At 67.5% G+C, this 23,350-nt stretch carries 24 protein-coding genes; 19 read left to right on the forward strand and 5 right to left on the reverse strand.

Annotation, left to right across the window (positions count from 1 at the left end; genetic code table 11):
• Positions 1-53: 53 nt before the first annotated feature.
• From Rhe02_RS22605 to Rhe02_RS22635, 7 genes are all read left to right on the forward strand, one after another.
• Positions 54-809 carry an ABC transporter ATP-binding protein gene (locus Rhe02_RS22605; RefSeq protein ID WP_203910308.1) on the forward strand — a complete coding sequence of 252 codons (756 nt, stop codon included), beginning with the start codon at positions 54-56 and terminating at the stop codon, positions 807-809.
• Positions 806-1,495, forward strand: a complete 690-nt coding sequence (locus Rhe02_RS22610) for an ABC transporter ATP-binding protein (RefSeq protein WP_203910309.1) — start codon at positions 806-808, stop codon at positions 1,493-1,495. The genes Rhe02_RS22605 and Rhe02_RS22610 overlap by 4 nt, the downstream gene beginning before the upstream one ends.
• A 25-nt stretch (positions 1,496-1,520) precedes the next feature.
• Entirely contained in the window at positions 1,521-2,399 is an 879-nt protein-coding gene (locus tag Rhe02_RS22615; RefSeq protein ID WP_203910310.1) for a branched-chain amino acid ABC transporter permease, read from the forward strand.
• A 103-nt stretch (positions 2,400-2,502) separates the two neighbouring features.
• Complete coding sequence (locus Rhe02_RS22620) at positions 2,503-3,489, forward strand: branched-chain amino acid ABC transporter permease (protein ID WP_203910311.1); 987 nt, start codon at positions 2,503-2,505, stop codon at positions 3,487-3,489.
• Entirely contained in the window at positions 3,482-4,759 is a 1,278-nt protein-coding gene (locus Rhe02_RS22625) for an ABC transporter substrate-binding protein (protein ID WP_203910312.1), read from the forward strand. Before Rhe02_RS22620 ends, Rhe02_RS22625 begins: the two co-directional genes overlap by 8 nt.
• Positions 4,760-4,861: 102 nt before the next feature.
• On the forward strand, positions 4,862-5,464 hold the full coding sequence (locus Rhe02_RS22630) for a TetR/AcrR family transcriptional regulator (RefSeq protein ID WP_203910313.1): 603 nt from the start codon (positions 4,862-4,864) through the stop codon (positions 5,462-5,464).
• Between the two features lie 63 nt (positions 5,465-5,527).
• The gene (locus tag Rhe02_RS22635; protein ID WP_203910314.1) at positions 5,528-8,227 is read left to right on the forward strand and encodes a helix-turn-helix transcriptional regulator; all 2,700 of its coding nucleotides are present in this window, start codon (positions 5,528-5,530) and stop codon (positions 8,225-8,227) included.
• Between the two features lies 1 nt (position 8,228).
• Here Rhe02_RS22635 and Rhe02_RS22640 read toward each other — a convergent pair whose 3' ends face one another.
• Positions 8,229-9,305, reverse strand: a complete 1,077-nt coding sequence (locus tag Rhe02_RS22640) for a glycoside hydrolase family 19 protein (protein WP_203910315.1) — start codon at positions 9,303-9,305, stop codon at positions 8,229-8,231.
• Positions 9,306-9,391: 86 nt separating this feature from the next.
• Between Rhe02_RS22640 and Rhe02_RS49950 the strand changes: the two genes are divergently transcribed.
• The 4 genes from Rhe02_RS49950 to Rhe02_RS22670 all read left to right on the forward strand — a co-directional run bounded on the left by Rhe02_RS49950 (position 9,392) and on the right by Rhe02_RS22670 (position 13,428).
• Complete coding sequence (locus Rhe02_RS49950; protein WP_239123989.1) at positions 9,392-11,305, forward strand: fibronectin type III domain-containing protein; 1,914 nt, start codon at positions 9,392-9,394, stop codon at positions 11,303-11,305.
• 179 nt (positions 11,306-11,484) lie between these two features.
• Positions 11,485-12,366: a hypothetical protein gene (locus Rhe02_RS22660; RefSeq protein ID WP_203910317.1), complete on the forward strand. Its 882-nt coding sequence runs from the start codon at positions 11,485-11,487 to the stop codon at positions 12,364-12,366.
• 58 nt (positions 12,367-12,424) lie between these two features.
• The gene (locus Rhe02_RS22665) at positions 12,425-13,048 is read left to right on the forward strand and encodes a zinc metalloprotease (protein WP_203910318.1); all 624 of its coding nucleotides are present in this window, start codon (positions 12,425-12,427) and stop codon (positions 13,046-13,048) included.
• Between the two features lie 11 nt (positions 13,049-13,059).
• Positions 13,060-13,428: a hypothetical protein gene (locus Rhe02_RS22670; protein WP_203910319.1), complete on the forward strand. Its 369-nt coding sequence runs from the start codon at positions 13,060-13,062 to the stop codon at positions 13,426-13,428.
• Between the two features lie 28 nt (positions 13,429-13,456).
• Here Rhe02_RS22670 and Rhe02_RS22675 read toward each other — a convergent pair whose 3' ends face one another.
• Genes Rhe02_RS22675 through Rhe02_RS22690 form a run of 4 tightly spaced genes read right to left on the reverse strand, consistent with a single transcriptional unit; the run spans position 13,457 to position 16,907 of the window.
• Complete coding sequence (locus Rhe02_RS22675; protein WP_203910320.1) at positions 13,457-13,837, reverse strand: hypothetical protein; 381 nt, start codon at positions 13,835-13,837, stop codon at positions 13,457-13,459.
• Complete coding sequence (locus tag Rhe02_RS22680; protein WP_203910321.1) at positions 13,837-14,859, reverse strand: zinc-binding dehydrogenase; 1,023 nt, start codon at positions 14,857-14,859, stop codon at positions 13,837-13,839. The genes Rhe02_RS22675 and Rhe02_RS22680 overlap by 1 nt, the downstream gene beginning before the upstream one ends.
• Entirely contained in the window at positions 14,856-16,262 is a 1,407-nt protein-coding gene (locus Rhe02_RS22685) for an aldehyde dehydrogenase family protein (protein WP_203910322.1), read from the reverse strand. Before Rhe02_RS22685 ends, Rhe02_RS22680 begins: the two co-directional genes overlap by 4 nt.
• Before the next feature lie 12 nt (positions 16,263-16,274).
• Complete coding sequence (locus tag Rhe02_RS22690) at positions 16,275-16,907, reverse strand: TetR/AcrR family transcriptional regulator C-terminal domain-containing protein (protein WP_203910323.1); 633 nt, start codon at positions 16,905-16,907, stop codon at positions 16,275-16,277.
• A gap of 63 nt (positions 16,908-16,970) precedes the next feature.
• On the opposite strand from Rhe02_RS22690, the gene Rhe02_RS22695 reads away from it, so the two are divergent.
• From Rhe02_RS22695 to Rhe02_RS22720, 8 genes are read left to right on the forward strand one after another with little or no spacing between them, the layout of a single operon-like run.
• Positions 16,971-17,891: an acyl-CoA dehydrogenase family protein gene (locus tag Rhe02_RS22695; RefSeq protein WP_275412633.1), complete on the forward strand. Its 921-nt coding sequence runs from the start codon at positions 16,971-16,973 to the stop codon at positions 17,889-17,891.
• Positions 17,800-18,117 carry an acyl-CoA dehydrogenase family protein gene (locus Rhe02_RS50570; protein ID WP_275412636.1) on the forward strand — a complete coding sequence of 106 codons (318 nt, stop codon included), beginning with the start codon at positions 17,800-17,802 and terminating at the stop codon, positions 18,115-18,117. The genes Rhe02_RS22695 and Rhe02_RS50570 overlap by 92 nt, the downstream gene beginning before the upstream one ends.
• A gap of 12 nt (positions 18,118-18,129) precedes the next feature.
• Complete coding sequence (locus tag Rhe02_RS22700) at positions 18,130-19,302, forward strand: acyl-CoA dehydrogenase family protein (protein ID WP_203910324.1); 1,173 nt, start codon at positions 18,130-18,132, stop codon at positions 19,300-19,302.
• The gene (locus Rhe02_RS50575; protein ID WP_275412634.1) at positions 19,299-19,421 is read left to right on the forward strand and encodes a hypothetical protein; all 123 of its coding nucleotides are present in this window, start codon (positions 19,299-19,301) and stop codon (positions 19,419-19,421) included. The genes Rhe02_RS22700 and Rhe02_RS50575 overlap by 4 nt, the downstream gene beginning before the upstream one ends.
• The gene (locus Rhe02_RS22705) at positions 19,418-20,890 is read left to right on the forward strand and encodes a long-chain-fatty-acid--CoA ligase (protein ID WP_203910325.1); all 1,473 of its coding nucleotides are present in this window, start codon (positions 19,418-19,420) and stop codon (positions 20,888-20,890) included. Before Rhe02_RS50575 ends, Rhe02_RS22705 begins: the two co-directional genes overlap by 4 nt.
• Before the next feature lie 40 nt (positions 20,891-20,930).
• Entirely contained in the window at positions 20,931-21,302 is a 372-nt protein-coding gene (locus Rhe02_RS22710) for a MerR family transcriptional regulator (protein WP_203910326.1), read from the forward strand.
• Complete coding sequence (locus Rhe02_RS22715; RefSeq protein ID WP_239123990.1) at positions 21,299-22,273, forward strand: aldo/keto reductase; 975 nt, start codon at positions 21,299-21,301, stop codon at positions 22,271-22,273. The genes Rhe02_RS22710 and Rhe02_RS22715 overlap by 4 nt, the downstream gene beginning before the upstream one ends.
• Positions 22,274-22,315: 42 nt before the next feature.
• Positions 22,316-23,107: an aspartyl protease family protein gene (locus Rhe02_RS22720; protein ID WP_203910328.1), complete on the forward strand. Its 792-nt coding sequence runs from the start codon at positions 22,316-22,318 to the stop codon at positions 23,105-23,107.
• Positions 23,108-23,350 lie beyond the last annotated feature (243 nt).

Raw genomic sequence — 23,350 nt, forward strand, 5'->3', positions numbered from 1 at the left:
GACTCCGCTCGGTAAGTACATACACTCTGCGTGTAAATAACTCGGAGGTGGCGATGGAGCTGCACGGCATAGGCGTGCGATTTGGCGGCCTGGTCGCGCTCGACGACGTGAGCCTGGACGTGCCCATCGGCAAGGTGCTGGGCATCATCGGCCCGAACGGCGCCGGCAAGACCACGCTGTTCAATGTGATCTGCGGCCTGGTGCAACCCACGTCGGGCAGGCTCACCCACGACGGCCGGGTGCTGCGGCCGCAGCCGCACAGCCTTACCCGCCATGGCATCTCGCGCACCCTGCAGGGCGTCGGGCTCTTCAAGGGGCTGACCGTGGTGGAAAACGTCATGGCGGGGGCCACCTGCCAGGCCCGCCCCGGGTTCTTCTCGGCCCTGTTCGCCCTGCCCGCAAGCGAACGCGATGAGGGCAGGCTCAACGGCCTCGCCCTCGACCTGCTCGACGAGCTGGGAGTGGGCGACTACGCCAACGCCTACCCGCACACCCTGCCCTACGCGGTGGGCAAACGTGTCGCCCTGGCGCGGGCCCTGGCCGCCCAGCCCCGCCTGCTGCTGCTCGATGAGCCGGCCGGCGGTCTGGGCGAGGAAGACATCGGCGAGCTGGCGGCGCTCATAGCCGGGCTGCCCAAAAGGCAGGAAGGCTGCACCGTCCTGCTCGTCGAGCACCACATGGATCTGGTGATGCGGGTGTGCGATCGGGTGGCCGTGCTCGACTTCGGCCGCCTGATCGCCACCGGCACACCGGCACAGATACGCGAGAACCCGGCCGTGGCCGATGCCTACCTGGGAGCGGCGGCATGACCGAGATTCTCCAGGTACGCGGTCTGGTCGCCGGATACGGCGCGGCCCCAGTGCTGCGCGACATCGACCTCACCGTCCCCACCGGTTCCATCGTCACCGTGCTGGGCGCCAACGGCGCGGGCAAAACCACGTTGCTGCGCACGCTTTCCGGGCTGTTGCGCCCGACCGCCGGGCAGATCCTGCTCGATGGCAAGGATCTGCGCCGGGTCAAGGTGGAACGCCTGGTGCGCTTGGGAATGGCGCACGTGCCCGAGGGCCGCGGGGTGGTCGCGGAGCTGACCGTGGACGAGAACCTGCGCCTGGGCGGGTTGTGGCGCAACGACGTCAACGCCGCAGTGGCCGAGGTCTATGAACTGTTCGAGCCGCTGGCGCAGCGCAAGCGCAACGCCGGGCACCTGCTTTCCGGCGGCGAGCGCCAGATGCTGGCCATCGGGCGGGCCCTGGTGGCCCGGCCGCGGCTGCTGTTGCTCGACGAGCCCTCGCTGGGGCTCGCGCCGAAGATCACCGCACAGATCATGGCGCTGCTGCAAAAGCTGCGGACCCAGACCGGCCTGACCGTGCTTCTCGTCGAGCAGAACGCGCGCAGCGCCCTGTCCGTGGCCGATTCGGGGGTCGTGATGTCGCTCGGACGGATCGCCACCGCCACGACCGCCCAAGAGCTACGCAACGCGTATCTCGGAAGCTGAACCAGCAAAAGGAGGATCCACCACAGTGGACCGCTTTGTCTTTCTCACCTTCGACGGCCTGTCCAACGGGGCCGTCTACGCGGCCTTCGCGCTCGCGCTGGTGCTCATCTGGCGGGCCGCCCGGGTGGTCAACTTCGCCCAGGGGGCGATGGCGGTTGCGGCCGCGTACGCGGCCTACAGCGTCACTCAGGCGACCGGCTCGTATTGGATCGGGTTTGCGGCTGCTCTTGGTACCGGACTGATGATCGGCGCATTGGTGGAACGCGCTGTCATGCGGTTCGTCGGCCACGCCAACCCGCTCAACGAGGTGATTGTCGCGTTAGGACTCGTGCTGTTCATCCAAGCCGTGCTTGGCATGCTCTACGGCAACGAGTTCCTCCCCTCCCACACGCCCTTCAGCCGCAACGCGATCGAAGTGGGCGGGGTACCGCTGCTGTCGCGCTACGACCTTTTCGTCTTCGGCGCGGTGGCGGCACTGGTGCTCCTGCTGGCGTTGCTGTTCACGAAGACCTCGACAGGGCTGCGGATGCGGGCGGCGGCCTTTGCCCCCGAGGTGTCGCGCCTGTTGGGCGTGAACGTCGGCGGGATGCTCACCCTCGGCTGGGCCCTGGCCTCCGCGGTGGGCGCGCTCGCCGCAATGCTCGTCATTCCCACCGAACTCGGCCTCAACCCGCACGCGATGGATCTGGTCTTCGTCACCTCCTTCACCGCGGCGGTCATCGGCGGCCTGGACAGCCCACCCGGCGCGGTCACCGGCGGCATGGCGGTCGGCCTGATCCTGTCGTATGTCAGCGGCTATCTGGGCAGCAGCGTCACCCCGATCGCGGTGCTCGCCCTGCTGCTCATCGTGCTGCTGGTGCGCCCGGGCGGCCTGTTCTCCGCAACCGTGGCGAGGCAGGCATGACGCTGCCCGAACCCCCTGTCGCCTTCGCTGCAAACACTGCGAGCGCAGGCATGAGACCGCCCGCACCCCCGGCCGACTTCTCCGCAAGCTTTGCGAGGCAGGCATGACGCTGCAGAAGCACCTTATCTTCACCGCGCTCGGTGGCATCTTCCTCTTCGCGGTGACCCAGCAGCTGGAGCCCTTCCGCAACTACCAGCTCGCCACGATGGCCGCATACCTTTGCGCCACAGCGGGTCTGACCATCCTCACCGGGCTCAACGGGCAGATCTCGCTCGGCCATGGCGCGCTGATGGCGGTGGGCGCCTACACGATGGCGTTCGCGCAGAACGGGATTGGCAACCTCTATCTCTCGCTGCTGCTCGCCATGCTCGCCACCACCGCCGTGGGCGCCATCATCGGGGTGGCCGCGGCCCGGCTGCGCGGCCCGTACCTGGCCGGCCTGACCCTGGCCGTGGCGCTGGCCATTCCGGCTTTCACGGTCACCTTCGACGGGCTGTTCAACAGCGAGCAGGGCCTTCCGGTCAGCTTCACCCCACCGGAGACGCTGCCGATCGAGACATGGCAGGCGCTGACGGCTGGGGGCAGCGCCCTGCTGGTCATGTTCCTGTTGGCCAACGTGGTATCCAGCCGCTTCGGCCGGGCCATGCGAGCGGTCCGCGACAACGAGGTCGCGGCCCGCCTGGCCGGGATCCACGTGGCACGCACCCAGGTGCTGTCGTTCGTCATCAGTGCCGCACCGGCCGGTCTGGGCGGAGCTCTGCTGGCGTTCCTTGCCCAGAACGTTTCCCCGGGCGCGTTCTCGCTGACCCTTTCGCTGTACCTGTTGCTGGCCATAGTCATCGGCGGTCTGGGCAACCTGGCCGGGGCGGTATGGGGGGCCTTCCTGCTCGTCGCGCTGCCCGACCTCACCAACTCCCTCACCGAAGGGATCACCGCCTCGCCCGAGCTGGCTCGCAAGCTCGACGGCAACCTGGCACTCGCGATCTTCGGCCTCACCTTGATCGTCGTGATGCTTGTCGCTCCGGGCGGTCTGCAAAGCCTCGTTCAACGCATCTCCCACCGGATAAGGAAAGGGCGCAACCATGTATAGGACTTTCAGACGGGGCATGATCATCATCGCCGCCTCGGCGCTGCTGGCCGCTTGCAGCAGCGGGGGCGGGGGTCAGCCGGCCGCGCCGAAGGGGGACTCGACCGGCGTCACCGCCACCGAGATCCTGGTCGGCACCCACCAGCCGCTGACCGGGCCTGCCGCGGCCGGGTACTCGGAGATCTCCCCGGCCACCAAGGCCTACTTCGACTTCGTCAACGCGGCGGGCGGGATCAACGGCCGCAAAATCACCTACAAGGTGATGGACGACGGGTACAACCCCGCCAACACCCAGACCGTGGTTCGCCAGCTTGTCTTGCAGGACAAGGTGTTCGCGATCCTCAACGGGCTCGGCACGCCCACCCACACCAACGTGCTCGACTTCCTGAAGACCAACAAGGTGCCCGACCTTTTCGTGGCCTCGGGCAGCCGCAGCTGGGACCAGCCGCAGAAGTACCCGCACACCTTCGCCTACAACCCCGACTACACGGTCGAAGGCAAGATCCTTGCCAACCACATCAAGGAGAACTTCGCCGGCAAGAAGGTCTGCTACATGGGCCAGGACGACGACTTCGGCCGCGACGAGCTGGCCGGTCTGGAGAAGGTGCTGGGCGCCTCGGGCATCGTCGAGCGGCAGAAGTACGTCACCAGCAACCCCGACGTCGGCCCGCAGATCGGCGCGCTGAAGACGGCGGCCTGCGAGGTGGTCGTGCTGGCGACCGTGCCCGGTTTCACCGCCCTGTCCATCGGCACGGCGGCCCGGCTGGCCTTCAAACCGCAGTGGGTCGTCTCCAACGTGGGCTCGGACTACCCGACCCTGGCCAAGCAGCTGGGCGCCAACAAGGGTCTGCTGGAGGGGATGCTCGCGGTCTCCTATCTGCCTTCGCCGATCGACATGTCCGACCCGTGGACGGCGATGTTCAAGAAGATCCACGACCAGTACAACGGCAAGGCGCCGTTCAACGGCAACGCGATTTACGGCCTTTCCGTCGGGTACCTGTTCGTGCAGGCCCTCGTCGCGGCCGGTAAGGATCTGACGCGGGAAGGCATCATCGCGGCGATCGAGAAGGGCGGCTTCAAAGGTCCCGGCATTGCCCCGCTTCGCTACGCCAAGGATGACCACTCCGGGTACGGCGGCCAGCGCATGACGAAGATCTCGGCCGACGTGCAGTCCTACTTCGGCAAGGTCTTCGAGACCGACTCGGAGGGCGGCCCGGTGATCGAATTCACCGGTGAGCGCCCGGCTCCCCCAACCTCGTCAATTCCGAGCTAGTCGGATGAGTAGAGGCGGGCCGGTCTACCCGGCCCGCCTCGCCGCGCTGCGTTTACACTCAGCGTGCAGGTTTGATATTGGCGAGCTGCAAGGAGCAGTCGTGTGACCAGCACCGAAGCGCCAGGCCGGGTGGATGGCCGGACAGCCCGTGCCGAGCGCACCCGCGCCGCGATCGTGGAGGCCCATCTGGCCCTGATCGCCGAGGGTGATCTGCGCCCGACCGGGGAGAAGATCGCCGACCGGGCCGGGGTGTCGCTGCGCGCGCTGTGGACCAACTTCAAGGACATGGAAACGCTGTTCGAGGCGAGCGGGGAGAAGGTGCTCGCCCAGGTCGACGCGGCCTTCAAACCCGTTTCGCCCGCCTTGCCGCTGCCCAAACGGGTGGACGCGTTCTGCCGCCAGCGCGCCTCGATGCTTCAGCTGATCGGCCCCAACGCGCGCGCGTCGCACATGCGCGAGGCGATCTCGCCGCAGCTGCAGCGCAACCGCGCCAAGCACATCGAGCGGCTGCGCGACGAGGTGGAGACCCTCTTCGCCGTCGAGCTGGAGGCCGCGGGCGCCAACCGTGACCAGCTGCTGCACGGGATTTTGGCGGCGACGATGTGGCCGGCCTGGTCGATGCTGCGCGACGGTCTGGGCCTGTCTGTCGACAAGGCGCGGGCAGTGATGACCCGCACTGTGGGAGCCCTTTTGACAAGCGCCTGATAACAAGGCCTTTCCATCTGGTTTCTTCTGGGTAACACTGGTCATGTGAATAGTGCATCCCCGGTGCATATACATGAGCTCCGCGGTCGGTCCACGCAGACACTGCGGGGCCGGTCCTGGGAGCGCGAAGCGATATCGGGCCTGGTGGCCCTGGCTGCCCAGGGGGCGGGTAGCGCGTTGGTCCTGCACGGCGAGCTGGGCACGGGCAAATCGGCGCTACTCGAGCACGCCGCCGCCGAAGCGGGCGGCCACACCATCCTTCGCTGCCGCGGCTATGCCGAGGAAAGCGAGCTTCCCCTCGCCGCCATCTATGACCTCATCAAGCCGCTGCGTGCGGACGCGGCGATCCTGGACACCCCGGACAGGCTCGCGCTTTCCCGTGCCCTGCTTGACCTTTTGACCGCAGCCGGTGCGCAGCGTCCAGTGCTGTGCCTGATCGACGACGCCCATCTGATCGAGCCATCCACTTTGGACATCCTGCTGTTCGCCGCCCGCAGGCTCAGTGGCACGCCGATCGCCGCGGTGATCGCCACCGGGACGGACCTGCCCCTCACCGGCATCCCCCGGCTGCGGCTCGGCCCGCTCGATGCGCAGGCCTGTCTCCTGCTCGCCGAAGACCTCGGCCTCACCGAGCCGGCCCGCACCCGCGTGGTGGAGGCGGGCGAGGGCAATCCGCAGGCCATCATTGACCTGGCCGGTGGCGCGATGCGCAGCGCCACCGCGCTTGCCACGCCTGAGGATCTCACCCGGCCGCTGCGGCTGCCCGCCACCAGCGTGCTGCGGCGGGCCTATCAGGCGCAGCTCGACCGGCTGCCCGCCGACACCCGCTGGCTGCTCCTGCTCGCCGCCGCCGATGACGAGATCGGCCAGGCCGGGCTCCTCAAAGCGGCCAAGCTCTCCGCGATCGAGATCGGCGCGCTGGCGCCCGCCGAGCGATCCGGGCTGATCCGGCTCAGCGACGATCGGGTGGACTTCGCTCTCGCCCTGCTGCGTCCCCTGATCTACGAGTCGGCGACGCTCGCCCAGCGGCAGGCGGCCCACGGTCTACTCGCGCGGGCCTGCGACCCGCATCGCCAGCGGTTGCAACGGGCGGTCCACCTCGCGGCCGCCGCCAGCGGGCCCGACCCCGGCCTGGCCGACGAGCTGGAGAACGCCGCCACCCACGGCGGCTATTCGCGCGCTTCGGCGGCGCTGGAACGCGCGGCACAGCTCACCTCGGAACCGGCCGACGCGGCCAACCGGCTCGTCAGCGCGGCCCGCTATGCCTGGATGTCGGGCAGCGCCGACCGTGCCCGCAGCCTGCTCACCAGCGCCGCACCGGTCGCCGATCCCGACGCGGGCAACCGCAGCGAGCTTCTCGCCGGGGAGATCCAGCTGCGCTCGGGGGCGGCTGCGTCCACATTGGACGCCATGCTCACCGCCTACGACCGGCTCATCTCGGCCGACCGCAGGCTGGCCGTGAACGCGTTGATGCGCGCCTCGGAGGCGGTCTGCTTCTCCGGTGACACGGCTCGTTTCACCGACATCACCCGCCGCGCCAAGGTGCTGCGCCGCGCGGATGACTCGCCGCGTGTCGAGCTGGCCCTGGACTATCTGGCCGGGGTCGCCGCCACGTTCCAAGGCCACCATGCGGGTGCGGGCAAAGCGCTGCGGCGGGTCAACGATCTGGCAAACCAGATCGACGACGCGGCCGCGCACACCTCCGCCAGCGCCGCCAGCCTTCTGCTCGCCGACGACCACTCCGCCCACCGCCACGCCTCACGCGCGGTCGAGGTGGCCCGCGCCGCCGGCGAGATCGCCGCGATTCCGATCGCGCTGGAGATGCTGGCGTGCGCCGAGTACTGGCTCGGCCGCTACGACGCGGCGGCCACCACGTCGTGGGACGGCCTGGCTTCGGCCCGCGCGAGCGGGCAGGACAACTACGCCAGCGATCATCTCGCCATGCTCGCCGTTCTGGCCGCCATCCGCGGCGACCGCGAGGACTGTCTAAACCGGACCTATCAGGTGGCCGTCGCCCCGGGCGCGGGCCAGATCAACCGGCCCAAGGCGCTGTGCCGCTGGGCTTTGGCGGTGCTCGACGTCATCGCCGGACGCCCCACCGACGCGGTGACCCGGCTCGCCTCCATCGCCGACATGACCACCGGCAACGGGCAGGTGGTCATTCAGGTCATGGCCACTCCGTGGCTCGCCGAGGCGGCCGCCAAATCCGGTGAGCACACCGCCGCGAAGGCCGCCCTTTACGGCTTCGACCTGTGGGCCAGCACCACCGGAGACCCGGTGCGGCGCGCGCTGTCGGCGCGCTGCCACGCACTGCTCGCGCCGCGGGGCAGTGAGCGGGCCGAGGAACACTTCCGGGAGGCGCTGCGGCTGCACCTGCAAGGCGAGTCCGACTTCGAGCGCGCCCGCACCGAGTTGCTCTTCGGCCAGGAGCTGCGGCGCAGCAGGCGCGCCCGCGATGCCCGCGAGCATCTGCACCGGGCGCTGGAAGCCTTCTGCCAGATGGCTTTGCCGGCCTGGGTCGACCGATGCCGGGCCGAGCTGCGGGCCGCCGGCGAGTCCGTCGACACCAAGCCCGCGTGCCCGTCGGAAAACCTTACCCCGCAACAGCTTCAGATCGCCCGGTTGGTGGCCGAGGGTGCCACCAACCGGGAGGTCGCGGCGAGCCTGTTCCTCAGCCCGCGCACGGTCGACCATCACATGCGCAACATCTTCACCAAACTCGGCATCCGTTCCCGGATCGAGCTGACCAAGGTGTTGCTATAGGTCAGCAGGAAAGGTTGCTCCCCGCTGTCGTGCCGAGGATCTGCACGAACTGCTGATACTTGGTGACCCGGCTCTGCACCTGTGCCGGGTTGCCGCCGTTGCACTCGATGGACCCGTTGATGCTGCGGATGGTCTCACCGAAGCCACGGCTGTTGACCATCGCGTTGTGCGGGGTCATCGTGCCCGGCCCGTTCTGGGTCATCCAGTACCAAAGCCCGGTGCGCCAAGCCACCGAAGCGTCGTTCTGCACCAGCCACGGGTTGGTCAGCAGCGGCAGCCCAAGCGCGTCGCCGGCCGCCTTGTAGTTGAAGTTCCAGCTCAGCTGGATCGGCCCGCGCCCGTAGTAGGCGGCCTGTCCCGCCGGGCAGCCGTAGGACTGGCTCGCGTCGCAGTAGTGCGGATAGTTGGCCGTGTTCTGCTCCACGATGTAGACCAGGCCACCGGTTTCGTGGCTCACGTTGGCCAGGAAAGCCGCGGCTTCCTGGCGGCGGATGGTGTCGCTGCCGGTCTTGGCGAAGGCCGGGAATGCGTTCAGCGCCGCCAGCAGGCCCGAGTAGGTGTAGAAGGAATTGCGGCCGGGGAACATCTGGTTGAAGTTCGCCTCGGTGACCACGAATCCGCCCGGGTTGGGTGGAGTCGTGGTGGGCGGCGGGTTGCCGCTGCACGCATAGGGATCCCAGTACCAGGTGCTGATGGTGGGGTCGTAGCCCGGGTTGTCGTGCTCGGCGATGTAGTACAAACCGTTGGTGTAACGCACGATCGCTCCGGTGGCGTACCACTGACCAGCCACCCAGTTGGGATAGTTGCACGTTGCGGGCGGCGGCGTGGTGCCCCCGCCGCAGGTGCCCTGGTCGGCCCAGACGCCGGTGGTACCGGGCGGCGCCTCGTTCTGGGTCCACCACTTCGCCAGCCAGTTGTGCCCGTTGTGGGATGCGGTCATCCCTCCCGTGTAGACGGCCGAGGCCGTCCAGGGGGTGGCGCACGCGGCCGCGGAGGCGAGCGTGGGCGCCAGGACCACGGCGAGCGCGCTGACGACGGTCAGCGTCGCGGCAGCGGCGAGGATGCGAAATCTCGACATAGGTACTCCTTCATACGTCGATACATCCGTTAACATAACAGCTATAAAGAAAGTTTCCTAATAGTCTCTCGATGGCTGGAGTCCACATGAAACAGTTGCGATTAGCGGCCGCGGCCGCGCTCGCCGTGCTCCTCTCCGCCGTAGCGGTCGCCGCCACGCCGGCCTCCGCCGCGGAAGTGCTCGTCAACGGCGGCTTCGAGTCGGGCAGCCTCTCCCCGTGGACCTGCTCCGCGTCGTCAGGAAGCGTCGTGACCAGCCCGGTGCGCACCGGAACCCGGGCACTGCAGGGCGTCCCGGCCGGGCTGGACAACTCGCAATGCGTCCAGACCGCTTCGGTCGTCTCGGGGACCCAGTACACGCTCAGCGCCTGGGTGCGCGGAAGCTACGTCTACCTCGGCGTGACCGGCGGCTCGTCGACCTGGACGCCCAACGCGACCGACTGGACCCAACTCACCGTCACCTTCACCGCCTCGGGCAGCACCGCCCAGGTCTATCTGCACGGCTGGTACGGCACCGGCAACTACTACGCCGACGATGTGTCCCTGCAAGGCGCGGGCGGCACGCCGGTACCGGGAACACCCGGAACCCCGGTCGCCGGCACTGTCACCAACACCTCGATCGCCCTGTCCTGGACGGCATCCTCGGGTACGGTCACCGGCTACCGGGTCTACGAGGGCAGCACGGTCGTCTCCTCCCCGACCGGCGCCTCGGCCACCATCTCCGGGCTGGCCACCTGTTCGACCCACACCTATTCGGTGGCGGGCGTCAACAGCGCGGGCGAATCGGCCCGATCCGGCAGCGTCACGGTCACCACCACCGGCTGCGGCACGGGCGTGCCCGGCGCACCGGCCAACCTGCGGGTGACCGCCACCACCAACACCTCGCTCGCGCTGGCCTGGAACGCTTCCACCGGAACGGTTTCCGGCTACCGGGTCTATGAGGGCACGGCCCTGCGCACCACCGTCACCGGGCTTTCGGCCACGCTCACCGGCTTGGTCGCATGCACCAGCCACACCTATGCGGTGCGGGCTTACAACGCCAGCGGTGAATCCTCACCGGCCACGATCACCGCCGCCACCACCGGATGTCCGGTGGGCAATCTGCCCAAGCATCTTCTCACCGGGTACTGGCAAAACTTCACCAACGGCGCCACCCCACTGCGGCTGTCGTCGGTTCCGACCACCTACGACATCGTGGCGGTCGCCTTCGCCGACGCCAACCCGAGCCTGCCGGGCGCGGTCACCTTCAACGTGGACTCGGGCCTGTCCTCGGCGCTCGGCGGCTACACCAACGCCCAACTCCGCACGGACATCACCACGCTGCACTCACGCAACCAGAAGGTGATCCTGTCGGTGGGCGGCGAACGGGGCACGGTGTCGATCGGAAGTTCCACGGCCGCAACCAATTTCGCCAACAGCATCGTCGACCTCATCACCAGCTTCGGCTTCGACGGCGTCGACATCGACCTGGAAAACGGCCTCAACCCGACCTTCATGGAGCAGGCGCTGCGATCCATCCGCTCCCGGGTGGGCGCCAACCTCCTCATCACCATGGCCCCGCAGACCATCGACATGCAGTCGACCGGCGCGGGCTACTTCACGCTGGCGCTGAACATCCGCGACATCCTCACCATCGTGCACACCCAGTTCTACAACTCGGGCAGCATGCTCGGCTGTGACCAGATGTTCGCCTACGGGCAGGGCAGCATCAACTTCCTCACCGCCCTGGCCTGTATTCAGCTGCAGAGCGCCCTGCGCCCGGACCAGATCGCGCTGGGTCTTCCCGCCAGCCCCTCAGCCGCGGGCGGCGGCTACGTCAACCCGACCGTCATCAACAGCGCGCTCAGCTGTCTGGCGGCCGGAACCAGTTGCGGCAGCTTCGTTCCACCGGCCCGCTGGCCGAACATCCGGGGTGCCATGACCTGGTCCATCAACTGGGATGCCAGCAACGGCTACAACTTCGCCAACACCGTCCACAACCACCTGGTGACGATGCCCTGATCCAGCTGTGTCCGCTCAATGTCGTACCCGCGCCCATGTTTGATCCATGGGCGCGGGCGTGACCGAAGGCTTATGTGACAAATGGGATGTTTTATGATCAAATCAACCTGGCGCTGAGAATGCCTGACCGAGCAACGGCATCGCGGCTGAAATCCAATCCCTGATCGTGGAGGTAGTAAGTGGCACATACATTCGGCCAGTCTGATGCCGATGACGCCGTGGTGGGCAAAAGTGGCAGCGGACGAGGGATTGTCGGCGAGAGCAAAGATCAGGCAGGAGTGGCCGGTATAAGCAAGAACTTCGTCGGTGTCTGGGGTGAGAGCGCCAGCGATGGCCATCCTGGCGTCTTCGGGCGCAGCCAAAAATGGCAAGGCGTACACGGCGAAAGCGACAACCAAGCGGGAGTAGTCGGCATCAGCAAGAATTTCGTCGGCGTCTGGGGTGAAAGCAGCAACGATAAACATCCAGGCGTGTTCGGGCGCAGCCAAAAATGGCAAGGCGTACACGGCGAAAGCGACGACCAGGCAGGCGTTGTCGGCGTCAGCAAACACTTCGTCGGGGTCTGGGGCGAGGGCTCGCCCGCCGGCTTTTTCAAAGGAGACGTTCACGTCACGGGTGACCTGATCCTGGAGGGCGCCGACTTGGCCGAACAGTTCGAGGTCGCCGACACGCTCGGCTGCGGCGAGGAGGTCGGTCCAGGGATGGTAGTTGTCCTCAACGACGACGGCGCGCTTGCACCGTCCACACGCGAGTACGACACCCGCGTTGCCGGCGTCGTCTCGGGCGCGGGGGATCGGGTCCCGGCCATCGTCCTGGACCGCCAGGAGACCGGTGGGTCGTCCTGGCGTCGGGCCGTGGCGCTCGTCGGCAAAGCGTGGTGCCAAGCCGACGCGACGACCCGGCCCATACAGGTCGGCGACCTGTTGACCACCTCGTCATCGCGCGGCCACGCGATGGCCGCCTCCGACCGGCACGCCGCGTTCGGTGCGATTATCGGCAAGGCATTGACCCCGTTGACTTCCGGTACAGGGCTGGTCTTGGTTCTGGTCGGGTTGGGCTGACATGCCCAACCTCACAGACTCCTGCCGAGCCAACCGTTTTCCGTTAAGCCTTAGGCAGATGGCGAGCGCGGTCGGCATGACAGGCCGGGTGTCGGCCCGCACCTTCCTGCGCACGGCTCGATGCAGTCACGGCGAGTGCGTCACACTCCACCTCAAAATCCTCGCGTTGCCGCAAGTGCCGATCCCGACAATGCTCGTGTCGATGCGCGAAGTCTACGACGGCGCTGGCATCGGGGTGCGGGTCGCAAGCCGTGAGTTTCTCACCGGACCAGCGTTCGCCACGCTGGCTGTCCTACAGGTCGGTAACTGCACCAACACGCTCACCGCCGACCAGATCCAGCTGTTCACCAATCGCAACAACGTCGGCGCCAACGAGATAGCTATCTACTTTGTCCTTGCCACCGTCCAAAGCTTCAATGGATGCGCGGCTCACCTCGCCGGGCAGCCTGCCGCGGTCGTCACGGGCATCGCCTCTCGCTGGACGCTAGCCCACGAGGTCGGCCACGTCCTAGGCCTCGCTCACGTCGATGATCCGGCACCGCCTGACCCGAACGCTCCTGCGGCGCTGTTGGACCGGCTGATGACAGGACGCGGAACTCACATGATCACCAATCCGCCGCCGGACCTCATCGATACCGAGGTCAGGACAATGCGCGACTCACAGCTCACGCCCAACTGCTGAACGGTGCCGCTATGCCAGTGACCCATGCTGATGTCGTCAACGTGCTTCAGCCCGACGAGATCGACTATCCAAACGCCGCGCGGCACCTCAGTGCCGAAGCTGTACCGATTCTGGCCGAGATCGCCGCTGGTCCCGACCCGGGACTCGCCTCCAAAGCGGCGTCCCTGGCCGGGTTCCTGCCCGGCAATGCGGCAAGCGTCATACTCCCCAAGGCGGCGACACACCCAAATCCGGTCGTCCGGATAGCCGCCGCGGCATCGATCGCCCACCATGCCGAGCTTTTAGAACTGGCCGACCATCTCGCCAAGGATCCCGACGAAGGCGTTCGCAGATGGGCATCCAGTTCCGCCCACGCCCTCCGCACCCAAACCCCAAACTGACCGACCTGGGGTCGGCACCGCCGTTCAATCAACAGAGACGCTCAGGCACCACCACGTCGGAGAGGGCATACATCTTCCAGCCCTCTCCGGTCTTTTTGAAGGCATAGAAACCCGAGACGGTCTCGATCAGCGTGCCGTCCTCGCGCACCCGATCGCCGTGGTGCAACACGACATGGGCCTTGTCTGCCGATACCGCGACCACCTCGTAGCGCATGTTGAGCGTGGTGTGCCAGCCGGTCATCCGGATCAGCTCGCCCGGGTCCACCGGGAACGAGTCGCACTGGCGCACATCGCCGGGCCCGATGTAGGTCAGGGGATATTGCACGAGCGCGTCTATCCCGGCGATGTCGTTGCTGATAAAGCACTTCAGATACCGCTCGTAGGCGGCCAGCACCTCGTCGCGAGTCATCACATCACCACCACGCTGCGGGCGCCCTCACCCCGGGCCATCCGCGCGAACGCCTCCGGCGCCTCGTCCAGCGAGATGGTGTCGGTGATCAGCTTCTGCATGTCGAACTCGCCGGCGAGCACCGATTGAGCTAGCCGCGGGACATCGCGGTCGGGGTCGGAGGAGCCGTACACCGACGATCGCAGCACGCGCGCCGAGGAGAAGATGTCCAGCGCGCTCAGCTGAACCATGTCATCGTTGGAGCCCATGCCCACCACGGTCACCTGACCACCGCGGCGGGTACAGCGCCAGGCCGCCCGGATCGTCGAGGATCGGCCCACGCATTCGAAGGCGTGGTCGACCCCGCGCCCCTCGGTCAGGCCGCGGATGGCCTTGGACAGCCCGTCGTCGGAGATCACGAAGTCGGTCGCGCCCAGGGCGAAAGCCAAGTCGCGCTTGGCTTCCGAGACATCGATCGCGATCACCTTCGCGGCGCCCGCCGCTTTCGCCGCGATCACCGCCGAAAGTCCCACTCCACCCAGGCCGATCACGGCCACCAGGTCACCGGGCTGCACTCCCGCCGTCCGGCGCACCGCGCCCGACCCGGTGAGCACGGCACAGCCAAGCAGCGCGGCTGCCTCGAAGGGAAGCTCGCGGGGAACCGAAATCATGGCATGGGTGGGCACGACCACCTCCTCGGCGAGCGCGCCCAAGCCAAGCGTCACATGGAAATCGCCGCGCGGCCGGGAGGCCCCGAGGGCGTTGGCGCACAGCCACGGCTCGCCGCGCTCGCAGAACCAGCAGGCGCGGCAGGCCGGCGCCCAGTTGAGCACCACGTGCTCACCGGTCTCCACCACCACTCCGGCCGCCTCGTGACCCAGCACCAGCGGCGTGGGCGGGTTGAGCGTGCCGTTGATCATCGAGAGGTCGGAATGGCACACCCCGGCCGCCTTGATGCGCACCCGCACCTCCCCCGGGCCGGGCGCAGGCAGCTCGATCTCCTCGACCTCAGGCTGGGAACCGCGCCACACCAATGCTTTCATCGCTGAATCGCCTTGACCTCGAGGAACTCCTCCAGGCCGAACCGGCCCAGCTCACGCCCGTTGCCCGACTGCTTGTAACCGCCGAAGGGCGCCAGCGGGTTGAACGCGGCCCCGTTGATGTCGACCGCGCCGGTGCGCATCTGCCAGGCAACGCTCAGCGCACGCTCCTCATTGGACGACCAGACGCCCCCGGCCAGCCCATAGCGCGAGTTGTTGGCGATCGCCACCGCCTCATCGTCGTCGGCGAAGGGGATCACCGCCAGCACCGGCCCGAAGATCTCCTCCTGGGCCGCGGCGCTGCCGGGCTCCACGTCGGCCAGCACCGTACCCGCGACGAAATAGCCGGTATCGGGAACGGCCGCACGAAGGCCACCCGCGACCACCCGCGCGCCGTCGTTGATGCCGCGTTCGATGTGCCCCCATACGGTTTCGCGCTGCTTCGCGCTGACGAGGGGACCGAGCCGAGTCCCCTCGTCAAACGGGTCGCCCATGGGGTACGCGGCGGCCGCCGCCCCCGCGATCCCGAGCGCCTCCTCGTACCGGCTCTGGTGCACCAGCATCCGAGTCCACGCCGTGCACGTCTGCCCGGAGTTGAGGAAGGCGTTGGCGACCCCGACCTTGACCGCCTTGGCCAGGTCGGCGTCTTCCAGGATCACGTTCGCCGACTTGCCTCCCAGCTCCAGCGCGACGCGCGCTATCCGATCGGCGGCCAGGCGCGTGATCTGGGCGCCAACCGCGGTCGAGCCGGTGAACGAAATCATGTCTACGTGTGGGTGTGCCGCGATCGCCCCGCCCACCAACGGCCCCGGCCCGGTCACCAGGTTGACCACGCCCGGCGGCAGCCCTGCCTCCTGCACCGCGTCAAAGAGCAGGTAGGCCACCAGCGGTGTGAGGTCGGCGGGTTTGAGCACCACCGTGCATCCGGCGGCCAGCGCCGGGGCGACCTTCGCCATCACCTGGTGCAGCGGGTAGTTCCACGGCGTGATCGCACCGACCACCCCGATCGGCTCGCGCACCACCATCGAGTTGCCGATCATTTCGGGCTCGGGCGGGCTCATCGACACGAAGCCCTTGAGCACGGCCAGCGGCAGCCCGGCCTGGACCCGCTGCGAGATCTTCAGCGGCGTGCCCAGCTCCTGCGAGACGGTCTGCGCGATCAGGTCGGCCCGCGCCGCCAGCGCGGTGTGCAGGCGGCTGAGGTGCTCGCTGCGCACCGACGCCTTCAGCTGTGACCAGGGTCCGAAGGCGGCTCTCGCCGCGGCGACGGCGGCGTCCACATCCGAGGCGTCACCCGAGGGCACCTGGGCGATGACCCGCTCGGTGGTCGGGTTCTCCACCTCGATGACGCCGGTGCCCTTTGGCGCGACCCATTCGCCGCCGATGAAGAAGTGTGCACGGTCCATCGGCATAAACTATCACTGCAAGTTTAGGTCGTCATAGACCTTGCCCAGACCGGTAATGAGCGACTCGAGCCCCAGCATGAAGGCGCCTTCGTCCACGCTCTGCTGATGCCCGGCGAGCCGGTGCGCCTGGGTCAGATGTGGATAGTGGGCCGCGTACAACTGCGGGTCCTCGACAAAGCCGCGGGCGAACGAGCCCAGCGCCGAGCCGGCCACGTAGTAACGCATCAGGGCACCGATGTGGGTGGCACGCGCGGGCGGCCAGCCCGCCTTGACCAGGCCGCCGTAGACCGCGTCGGCCACAGCGAGGGCGGCCGGCCGCCGGCCGGGGCCTTGCGCCAGATAAGGCACGATGTTCGGATGGGCCATCAGGGCGTCGCGATAGGACTTGCCCCATAGCAACAGCGCCTCGCGCCAGGAGTGCGTGGAGAAGAAGGACACGTCGACCTTGGCCGTGATGGTGTCGGCCACCGCATCCAAAATTTCATCCTTGGTACGGAAGTGGTTATACAGCGACGGGCCACGAACCCCCAGCGAGGCCGCCAGCTTGCGCGTCGAGAAGGCGGCCAGCCCATCGGAGTCGATGAGGGTGGCTGCCGTCTCCACGATGCGCTCGCGGCTCAGCAGGGCTTGACGTGGCCTGGCCATGACCCAAACTTTGCCACATCATCCTCTGGACGCAATAAAACTTCCAGCGCTAGTTTATGTGCCATGGATCTGACGCTCTCGTCCGAGCAGGCCGACGCCCGCGCGCTGGCCGCCGACTTCGTCGACCGCGAGGTGCTGCCCAATGCCGCGCAGTGGGATCGGCAGGAATGGGTCGACCCCGACATCATCGCCAGGCTCGGCGCGCTCGGCTTCCTCGGCCTGACGATCCCGGAGGAGCTGGGCGGCTCCGGCGGAGACCACCTCACCTACTGCCTGGTCCTCGAAGAGCTGGGCCGCGGCGACTCCTCTGTGCGCGGCCTGGTCTCGGTCTCCCTCGGCCTGGTCGCCAAGACGATCGCCGCGCACGGCACGCCCGCGCAGCGCGAGCGGTGGCTCTCGGCCCTGTGCGAAGGCCGGGCGCTGGGCTGCTTCGCCCTCACCGAGCCGGGCACCGGCTCGGACGCCGCGTCCCTGACCACCCGGGCCGTGCGCGACGGCGACGAATGGGTCATCACCGGGACGAAGATCTTCATCACCAACGGGACGTGGGCGGACATCGCGGTGGTCTTCGCCCGCACCGGGGAGCCCGGCCCGCGTGGCGTGACCGCCTTCCTCGTGCCCACCGAGCTCATCGAGCGCAAGGAGATCAAAGGCAAGCTGGGTCTTCGCGGCCAGCCCACCGCCGAGCTGGTGTTCGACGGGGTGCGGGTGCCCGGCGATGCCGTGCTGGGCCAGGAGGGCCGCGGGTTCCACCTAGCGATGTCCACATTGGACAAAGGCCGGATGTCGGTGGCCGCCGGCTGCGTCGGCATCGGCCAAGGTTGCCTGAACGCGGCCGTCACCTACGCCACCCCAGCGCACCCAGTTCGGCAAGCCGATCGCCGGGCATCAGCTGGTTCAGCAACTCCTCAGCCAGATAGCCGTAGACACCGCGGCCGCCCGCATGCTCACCTGGCGGGTAGCCGATCTGATAGACCGGCATGAGCCGTTCGCGACCGAGGCCTCGATGGCCAAACTGTTCGCCAGCGAGGCCGCGGTGCGTTCGGCGAGCAACGCCCTGCAAGTATTCGGTGGATATGGGTATGTCGATGAGACCCCGGTCGGCAAATACCTTCGCGACGCCCGGGTCACCACGCTCTACGAGGGAACCAGCCAGATCCAGCACCTTCTCATCGGCCGGGCTTTGACCGGCGTGAACGCTTTCGGATAAAGGAGAAACCCGGTGGACTTCTCGCTCACAGACGAGGAAAAGGCGATCCGCGACACGGCTCGCGCCTTCATCCGCAGGGAGGTGATGCCGCTGGAGCAGGAGGTGCTGCGCCGCGAACGGGCCCACCAGCCCGGCATAACCCGTGATGAGCTGCGTGAGCTTCAGCTCAAGGCGAAGGAGTTCGGCTTCTGGGGCCTCTCCACGCCCGAGGAGCACGGCGGCATGAACCTCTCCGCGGTCGCCCAGTCACTGATCTGGACCGAGATCGGGCGCACCTTCGTACCCTTCCGCTTCGGCGGGGAGGCCGACAACATCCTTTACTACGCCAACGAGTCGCAGAAGGCCGAGTACCTCATCCCGACCATCGAGGGCGAGCGCATCTCCTGCTTCGCGATCACTGAACCGGGCGCCGGATCCGACGCGGCCAACATCAAGCTCTCCGCCCGCCCCGACGGCGACGACTGGATCCTCAACGGCGAGAAGACCTTCATCACCAACGGAAACGACGCCGACTTCGCGATCGTGGTGGCCATCACCGACAAGGAGAAGGGCGTGCACGGCGGCGGCAGCACGGCCTTCCTCGTCGACCGCTCGATGGGCTGGAAGTCGGAGTGGATCCAGGTCATGGGCGAAGGCGGGCCGGCCGCGCTGGTCTTCGACAACGTTCGCGTGCCCGGCCGCAACATCCTGGGCGAAGTGGGCCAGGGCTTCCAGCTCGGCATGCAGTGGATCGGCAAGGGCCGCTACATCATCCCCTCGCACGCGATCGGCCTCTGCGAGCGGGCGCTGCAGATGGCGGTGGACTACGCCAACACCCGGGAGACCTTCGGCTCGAAAATCGCCAGCTACCAAGCGATCCAATGGATGATCGCCGACTCGGAGACCGAGCTGGAAGCGGCCCGCTGGCTCATCCTGCGCGCCGCGTGGACGGTCGACCAGGGCATGGACCCACGCCACTCCTCGTCGATGTCCAAACTCTTCGGCGCCCGCGTCGCCAACGACATCATCGATCGGGTGATGCAGATCCACGGCGGCATGGGTTACACCCGCGAGCTTCCCATCGAGCGCTGGTACCGCTACGTCCGACTGCTGCGCATCTTCGAGGGCACCGACGAGATGCAGCGCCTGATCATCTCCCGCGACCTGCTCCGCGGCTACACCAAGATCGGAGGCCACCTGGCATGAGCACACCCCTCCCCGCGGCCACGACTCTCCCGGCCGCCCCCACCGCGACGCCAGCCCTCCTGGCGACCACTCTCGCCGCGACCCTCCTCGCCGCGGGCACCGGGGAGGCGGCGGCATGACCGCGACCCTCTCGCTGGCCACCGTTCTTGCGGAGGCGGCCCGGCGCTATCCGGACAAGGTCGCAGTCATCGACGGCGACCAGCGCATCACCTACGCGCAGCTGTGGCGCGAGGCCCGGTCGATGGCCGCAGGCCTTGTCGCGCAAGGGGTTCAGCCCGGCGACGCGGTGGCGCTGATCTGCCCCAACATCGCCGACTTCCCGCGCGCCTACTATGCGATCCTCGCCGCCGGCGGTGTGGTGGTCCCGGTCCACCTCCTGCTCACCCCGGCCGAGGTGGCCTATGTGCTGCAGGACAGCGGTGCCAAGCTGGTGGTCTGCCACCCCGCCGTGGCCGCGCTCGCATCGCAGGCGGGCGTCACGGTGGTCACACCCTCCGAATTAGACAGTCCACCGCTCGCGTCGTACGTCTCGCGTGTTCCGGAGGACCCCGCCGTCATCTTCTACACCAGCGGCACCACCGGCCAGCCCAAGGGCGCCGTGCTCACCCACCTCAACCTGGTGATGAACGCGACGGTCAACGTCTTCGACGCCAACGACGCCCGGCCGGACGACATCGTGCTGGGCTGCCTGCCGCTGTTTCACACCTTCGGCCAGACCGTCGGCATGAACGGCACGTTCCGCCTCGGCGCCACCCTGGTGCTGCTGGCCCGCTTCACCGGCGAGGCCGCGCTCGACCTGATGGTGCGCGAGAATGTCAACGTCATGCACGCCGTGCCCACGATGTATATCGCGCTGCTTGAAGCCGCCCAGGGCCGACAAACCTTGCCCCAGCTCAGATTCGGTATCTCCGGCGGGGCTTCGCTGCCGGTCGCGGTACTCGAAAAATTTAGCGAAACCTTCTCCACAACCCTTTATGAGGGGTACGGCTTAAGCGAAACCTCACCCACGGCGACCACGAACCAGCCCCACTTCGGCACCAGGCCGGGCACCATCGGGCACCCGATCTGGGGCGTCGAGGTCGAGATCGCGCGCGCCGAGGTGGAGAACCGCATCGAGTTCGTGCCCGACGGCGAGCTCGGTGAGATCGTCATTCGGGGCCACAACGTCTTCGCGGGCTACCTCAACCGGCCCGCGGCCACCGCCGAGGCGATGGTCGACGGCTGGTTCCGCAGCGGTGACCTGGGCCGCAAGGACTCCGACGGTTTCATCAGCATCGTGGACCGCAAGAAGGATCTCATCATCCGCGGCGGGTTCAACGTCTATCCGCGCGAGATCGAGGAGGTCCTGGCCCGGCATCCCGCGGTCGCCCAGGTGGCCGTGATCGGCCTGCCGCACGACTCGCTCGGCGAGGAGATCTGCGCGGTCATCGTGCAGGCGTCACCGATCGACGAGACAGAGCTGCTGGCCTGGTGCCAGGAGCGGCTGGGCCGCCACAAGTACCCGCGGCGCTTCCATTTCATCGACGAGCTACCACTCGGCCCAAGCCACAAGGTCCTCAAACGCGAGCTCCGCAAAATGCTGACCTAGTCTTGACTTCGAGTGCACTCGAAGCGAAAGGCTAGGTCCCATGACGGTCCTCTCGGTTAGTGAAGCTGCCCAGGCCGTGGGTTTGACCACGTACACGCTGCGCTGGTACGAGCAGGAGGGACTCGTGCACCCGGTGGCCCGCGACTCCGCGGGCCGCCGCCAGTACAGCGAAAATGATCTGGGGTTTCTCACCCTGTTGACTAAGCTTCGCCGCACCGGCATGTCTGTGGCCGATATGCGGCGTTATGCCGAGCTGATCCGCGGCGGGCCCAGCACCGTGACCGCGCGCAAGGAGCTGCTGCTCGCCCACCGCCAGCGCGTGCTCGACCAGATCGCCGAGCTGCAACGTGATCTTGAGGCCGTCAACTACAAGATCGATCGCTATTTCGAATGCGAGAAGGAGCAGCCGTGAAACAACGACAGATCGGTGCCGACGGGGCATGGGTTTCCGAGCTCGGCTTGGGTTGCATGGGCATGAGCGCCTTCTACGGCTCCTACGACGACGAGACCTCCACCCGCACCCTGCTACGCGCGCTCGACCTAGGCATCACCCACTTCGATTCAGCTTTCCTCTATGGGTACGGCCATAACGAGGAACTGATCGGCAAGGCCATCGGGTCACGCCGCGACGAGTTCTTCCTCGCCACCAAGTTCGCGCATCGCCAGCAGCCCGGCGGCGAACGCGTCATCGACTCCTCCGGCGACTGGGCCCGCCAATCCGCCGACGACGCCTTGCAGCGGCTCGGTTTCGACCACATCGACCTGTTCTACATGCACCGCCGCAACCCGGCCACCCCGATCGAGGACACCGTCGCCGGGCTCGCGTCGCTCGTCGAAGCCGGCAAGGTCCGCTACATCGGCCTGTCCGAAGTCAACCCCGCGACGCTGCGCGCCGCTCACGCGGTACACCCCATCGCCGCCGTCCAAATGGAATACTCCCTTTTCACCCGCGACATCGAGAGCGAGCTGATCCCCGCCTGCCGCGAGCTGGGCGTCGCCATCGTCGCCTACTCCCCGGTCGGCCGCGGCATGCTCACCGGCGCATTGTCAGCCGACACTCTGGCCGACAACGATTTCCGCCGCAACCTGCCCCGCTTCACCGGCGAAAACCTCGACCACAACACGGCTCTGGTCGCCGCCCTCACCGAGGTCGCCACCGAAATCGGCTGCACCCCAGCGCAAGCCGCCCTAGCCTGGCTCCTGGCCCAAGGCGACGACATCCTCCCCATCCCCGGCACCAAACGCATCCCGCACCTGGAAGAAAACACCGCCGCCGCCAATGTCGTGCTGACCCCAGCACACCTGGCCGCCCTGGAGTCCACAGCCTCAGCCGTCGCCGGCGAACGCAACACCGAAGCCGCCCTCCGCACCACCTACCTGTAGGCGTGCCCCCCGCGGCTGGGCATCCTGCATTAGCCTGCGCTGATGTTCTCGTTGCCGATGGAGATCCAGCCCGACCCCGACGACCCCGATCTGGCCGTGCTGTTCGTGGCCGGCCAGATCGACGGTCGCCCCTACCGCCTGATGCTCGACACCGGCGCGGCCAAGTCGCGGGTGGCCGTCGACGAATACACCTCAACCCTGCCGGTGGCAGGCGAGCGGCAATCCAACGGCGTGTTCGGGGTAACTTTCACCGATGAGCTGGTCCTACTGGGCCAGCTCATCGTCGGCCCGATCGAGAAAACCAACCTCATGGTGGTCCGCTCGAGCGCAGACCGGCCAAGTCTCGTCGGCATGGACGCTCTGGGCGACATGGCTCTGGTCGTCGACTTCGACCGGTCCCAGGTCCATTTCGCCCCCGGCGGCTCCCTGCCGGCGAGCCAGCCACTGCACCGCAGCCCCGGTGGCCAGCCCTACCTTCACCTCCAGTTCCCCGGCGCCGTCGGGCTAACCTGTTGGGACACCGGCGCTTCGGTGACCGTCGTCAACACCGCGTTCGTCGCCGCGAACAGCTCTCTGTTCACCCCTCTGGCCGCCAGCACCGGCACCGACTCGACCGGCGAGTCCCAGGAAACCCCGATGTACCGCATGGCCGCCGCCACCGTCGGCGGGATCACCCTCGCGGCCCACACGGTGGCCGCCGTGCCCCTTCCCCAAGACCCCATGCCGATGGACCTGGTGCTCGGCTACCCCGCGCTGCGCCAATACAACTGGACCATGGACTTCCCCCACAACCGCTGGGACGCCACACCCGTCACGTCCGACTCCGGCCAGTAGCACAGCTCACACCCGTCCGTCCACAACCGACAGCCGTTGCGGCGCAACGATTTCCTTCCCAATCATCGGCGGAGTCACCGGTCGCGCCAGCTTTCTTTGTGTGCCACCGTGAACCAACGCCAAATCCCTTATGCGGCAACCGTTTCCTTCACGCCCACGCAATCCGTTGCAGCGTAATACTTCTTGCATTCTTCGAACGTGCGTTCTAGACTAACTTTTGTGCAGGAGCGGGCGGCTTGGGCG

The organism is Rhizocola hellebori (genome assembly GCF_016862955.1).
Classification (GTDB): domain Bacteria; phylum Actinomycetota; class Actinomycetes; order Mycobacteriales; family Micromonosporaceae; genus Rhizocola; species Rhizocola hellebori.

Excerpts from the sequence above, each read along its gene's own strand:
- Rhe02_RS22705 (WP_203910325.1), top strand. The coding sequence starts at position 19,418 with ATGACCGCGACCCTCTCGCTGGCCACCGTTCTTGCGGAGGCGGCCCGG.
- Rhe02_RS22720 (WP_203910328.1), top strand. The coding sequence starts at position 22,316 with ATGTTCTCGTTGCCGATGGAGATCCAGCCCGACCCCGACGACCCCGAT.
- Rhe02_RS22680 (WP_203910321.1), bottom strand. The coding sequence starts at position 14,859 with ATGAAAGCATTGGTGTGGCGCGGTTCCCAGCCTGAGGTCGAGGAGATC.
- Rhe02_RS50575 (WP_275412634.1), top strand. The coding sequence starts at position 19,299 with ATGAGCACACCCCTCCCCGCGGCCACGACTCTCCCGGCCGCCCCCACC.
- Rhe02_RS22710 (WP_203910326.1), top strand. The coding sequence starts at position 20,931 with ATGACGGTCCTCTCGGTTAGTGAAGCTGCCCAGGCCGTGGGTTTGACC.
- Rhe02_RS22685 (WP_203910322.1), bottom strand. The coding sequence starts at position 16,262 with ATGGACCGTGCACACTTCTTCATCGGCGGCGAATGGGTCGCGCCAAAG.
- Rhe02_RS22690 (WP_203910323.1), bottom strand. The coding sequence starts at position 16,907 with ATGGCCAGGCCACGTCAAGCCCTGCTGAGCCGCGAGCGCATCGTGGAG.
- Rhe02_RS22605 (WP_203910308.1), top strand. The coding sequence starts at position 54 with ATGGAGCTGCACGGCATAGGCGTGCGATTTGGCGGCCTGGTCGCGCTC.
- Rhe02_RS22625 (WP_203910312.1), top strand. The coding sequence starts at position 3,482 with ATGTATAGGACTTTCAGACGGGGCATGATCATCATCGCCGCCTCGGCG.
- Rhe02_RS22670 (WP_203910319.1), top strand. The coding sequence starts at position 13,060 with ATGCCAGTGACCCATGCTGATGTCGTCAACGTGCTTCAGCCCGACGAG.
- Rhe02_RS22675 (WP_203910320.1), bottom strand. The coding sequence starts at position 13,837 with ATGACTCGCGACGAGGTGCTGGCCGCCTACGAGCGGTATCTGAAGTGC.
- Rhe02_RS22620 (WP_203910311.1), top strand. The coding sequence starts at position 2,503 with ATGACGCTGCAGAAGCACCTTATCTTCACCGCGCTCGGTGGCATCTTC.
- Rhe02_RS22695 (WP_275412633.1), top strand. The coding sequence starts at position 16,971 with ATGGATCTGACGCTCTCGTCCGAGCAGGCCGACGCCCGCGCGCTGGCC.
- Rhe02_RS22610 (WP_203910309.1), top strand. The coding sequence starts at position 806 with ATGACCGAGATTCTCCAGGTACGCGGTCTGGTCGCCGGATACGGCGCG.
- Rhe02_RS22665 (WP_203910318.1), top strand. The coding sequence starts at position 12,425 with ATGGCGAGCGCGGTCGGCATGACAGGCCGGGTGTCGGCCCGCACCTTC.
- Rhe02_RS49950 (WP_239123989.1), top strand. The coding sequence starts at position 9,392 with ATGAAACAGTTGCGATTAGCGGCCGCGGCCGCGCTCGCCGTGCTCCTC.
- Rhe02_RS22640 (WP_203910315.1), bottom strand. The coding sequence starts at position 9,305 with ATGTCGAGATTTCGCATCCTCGCCGCTGCCGCGACGCTGACCGTCGTC.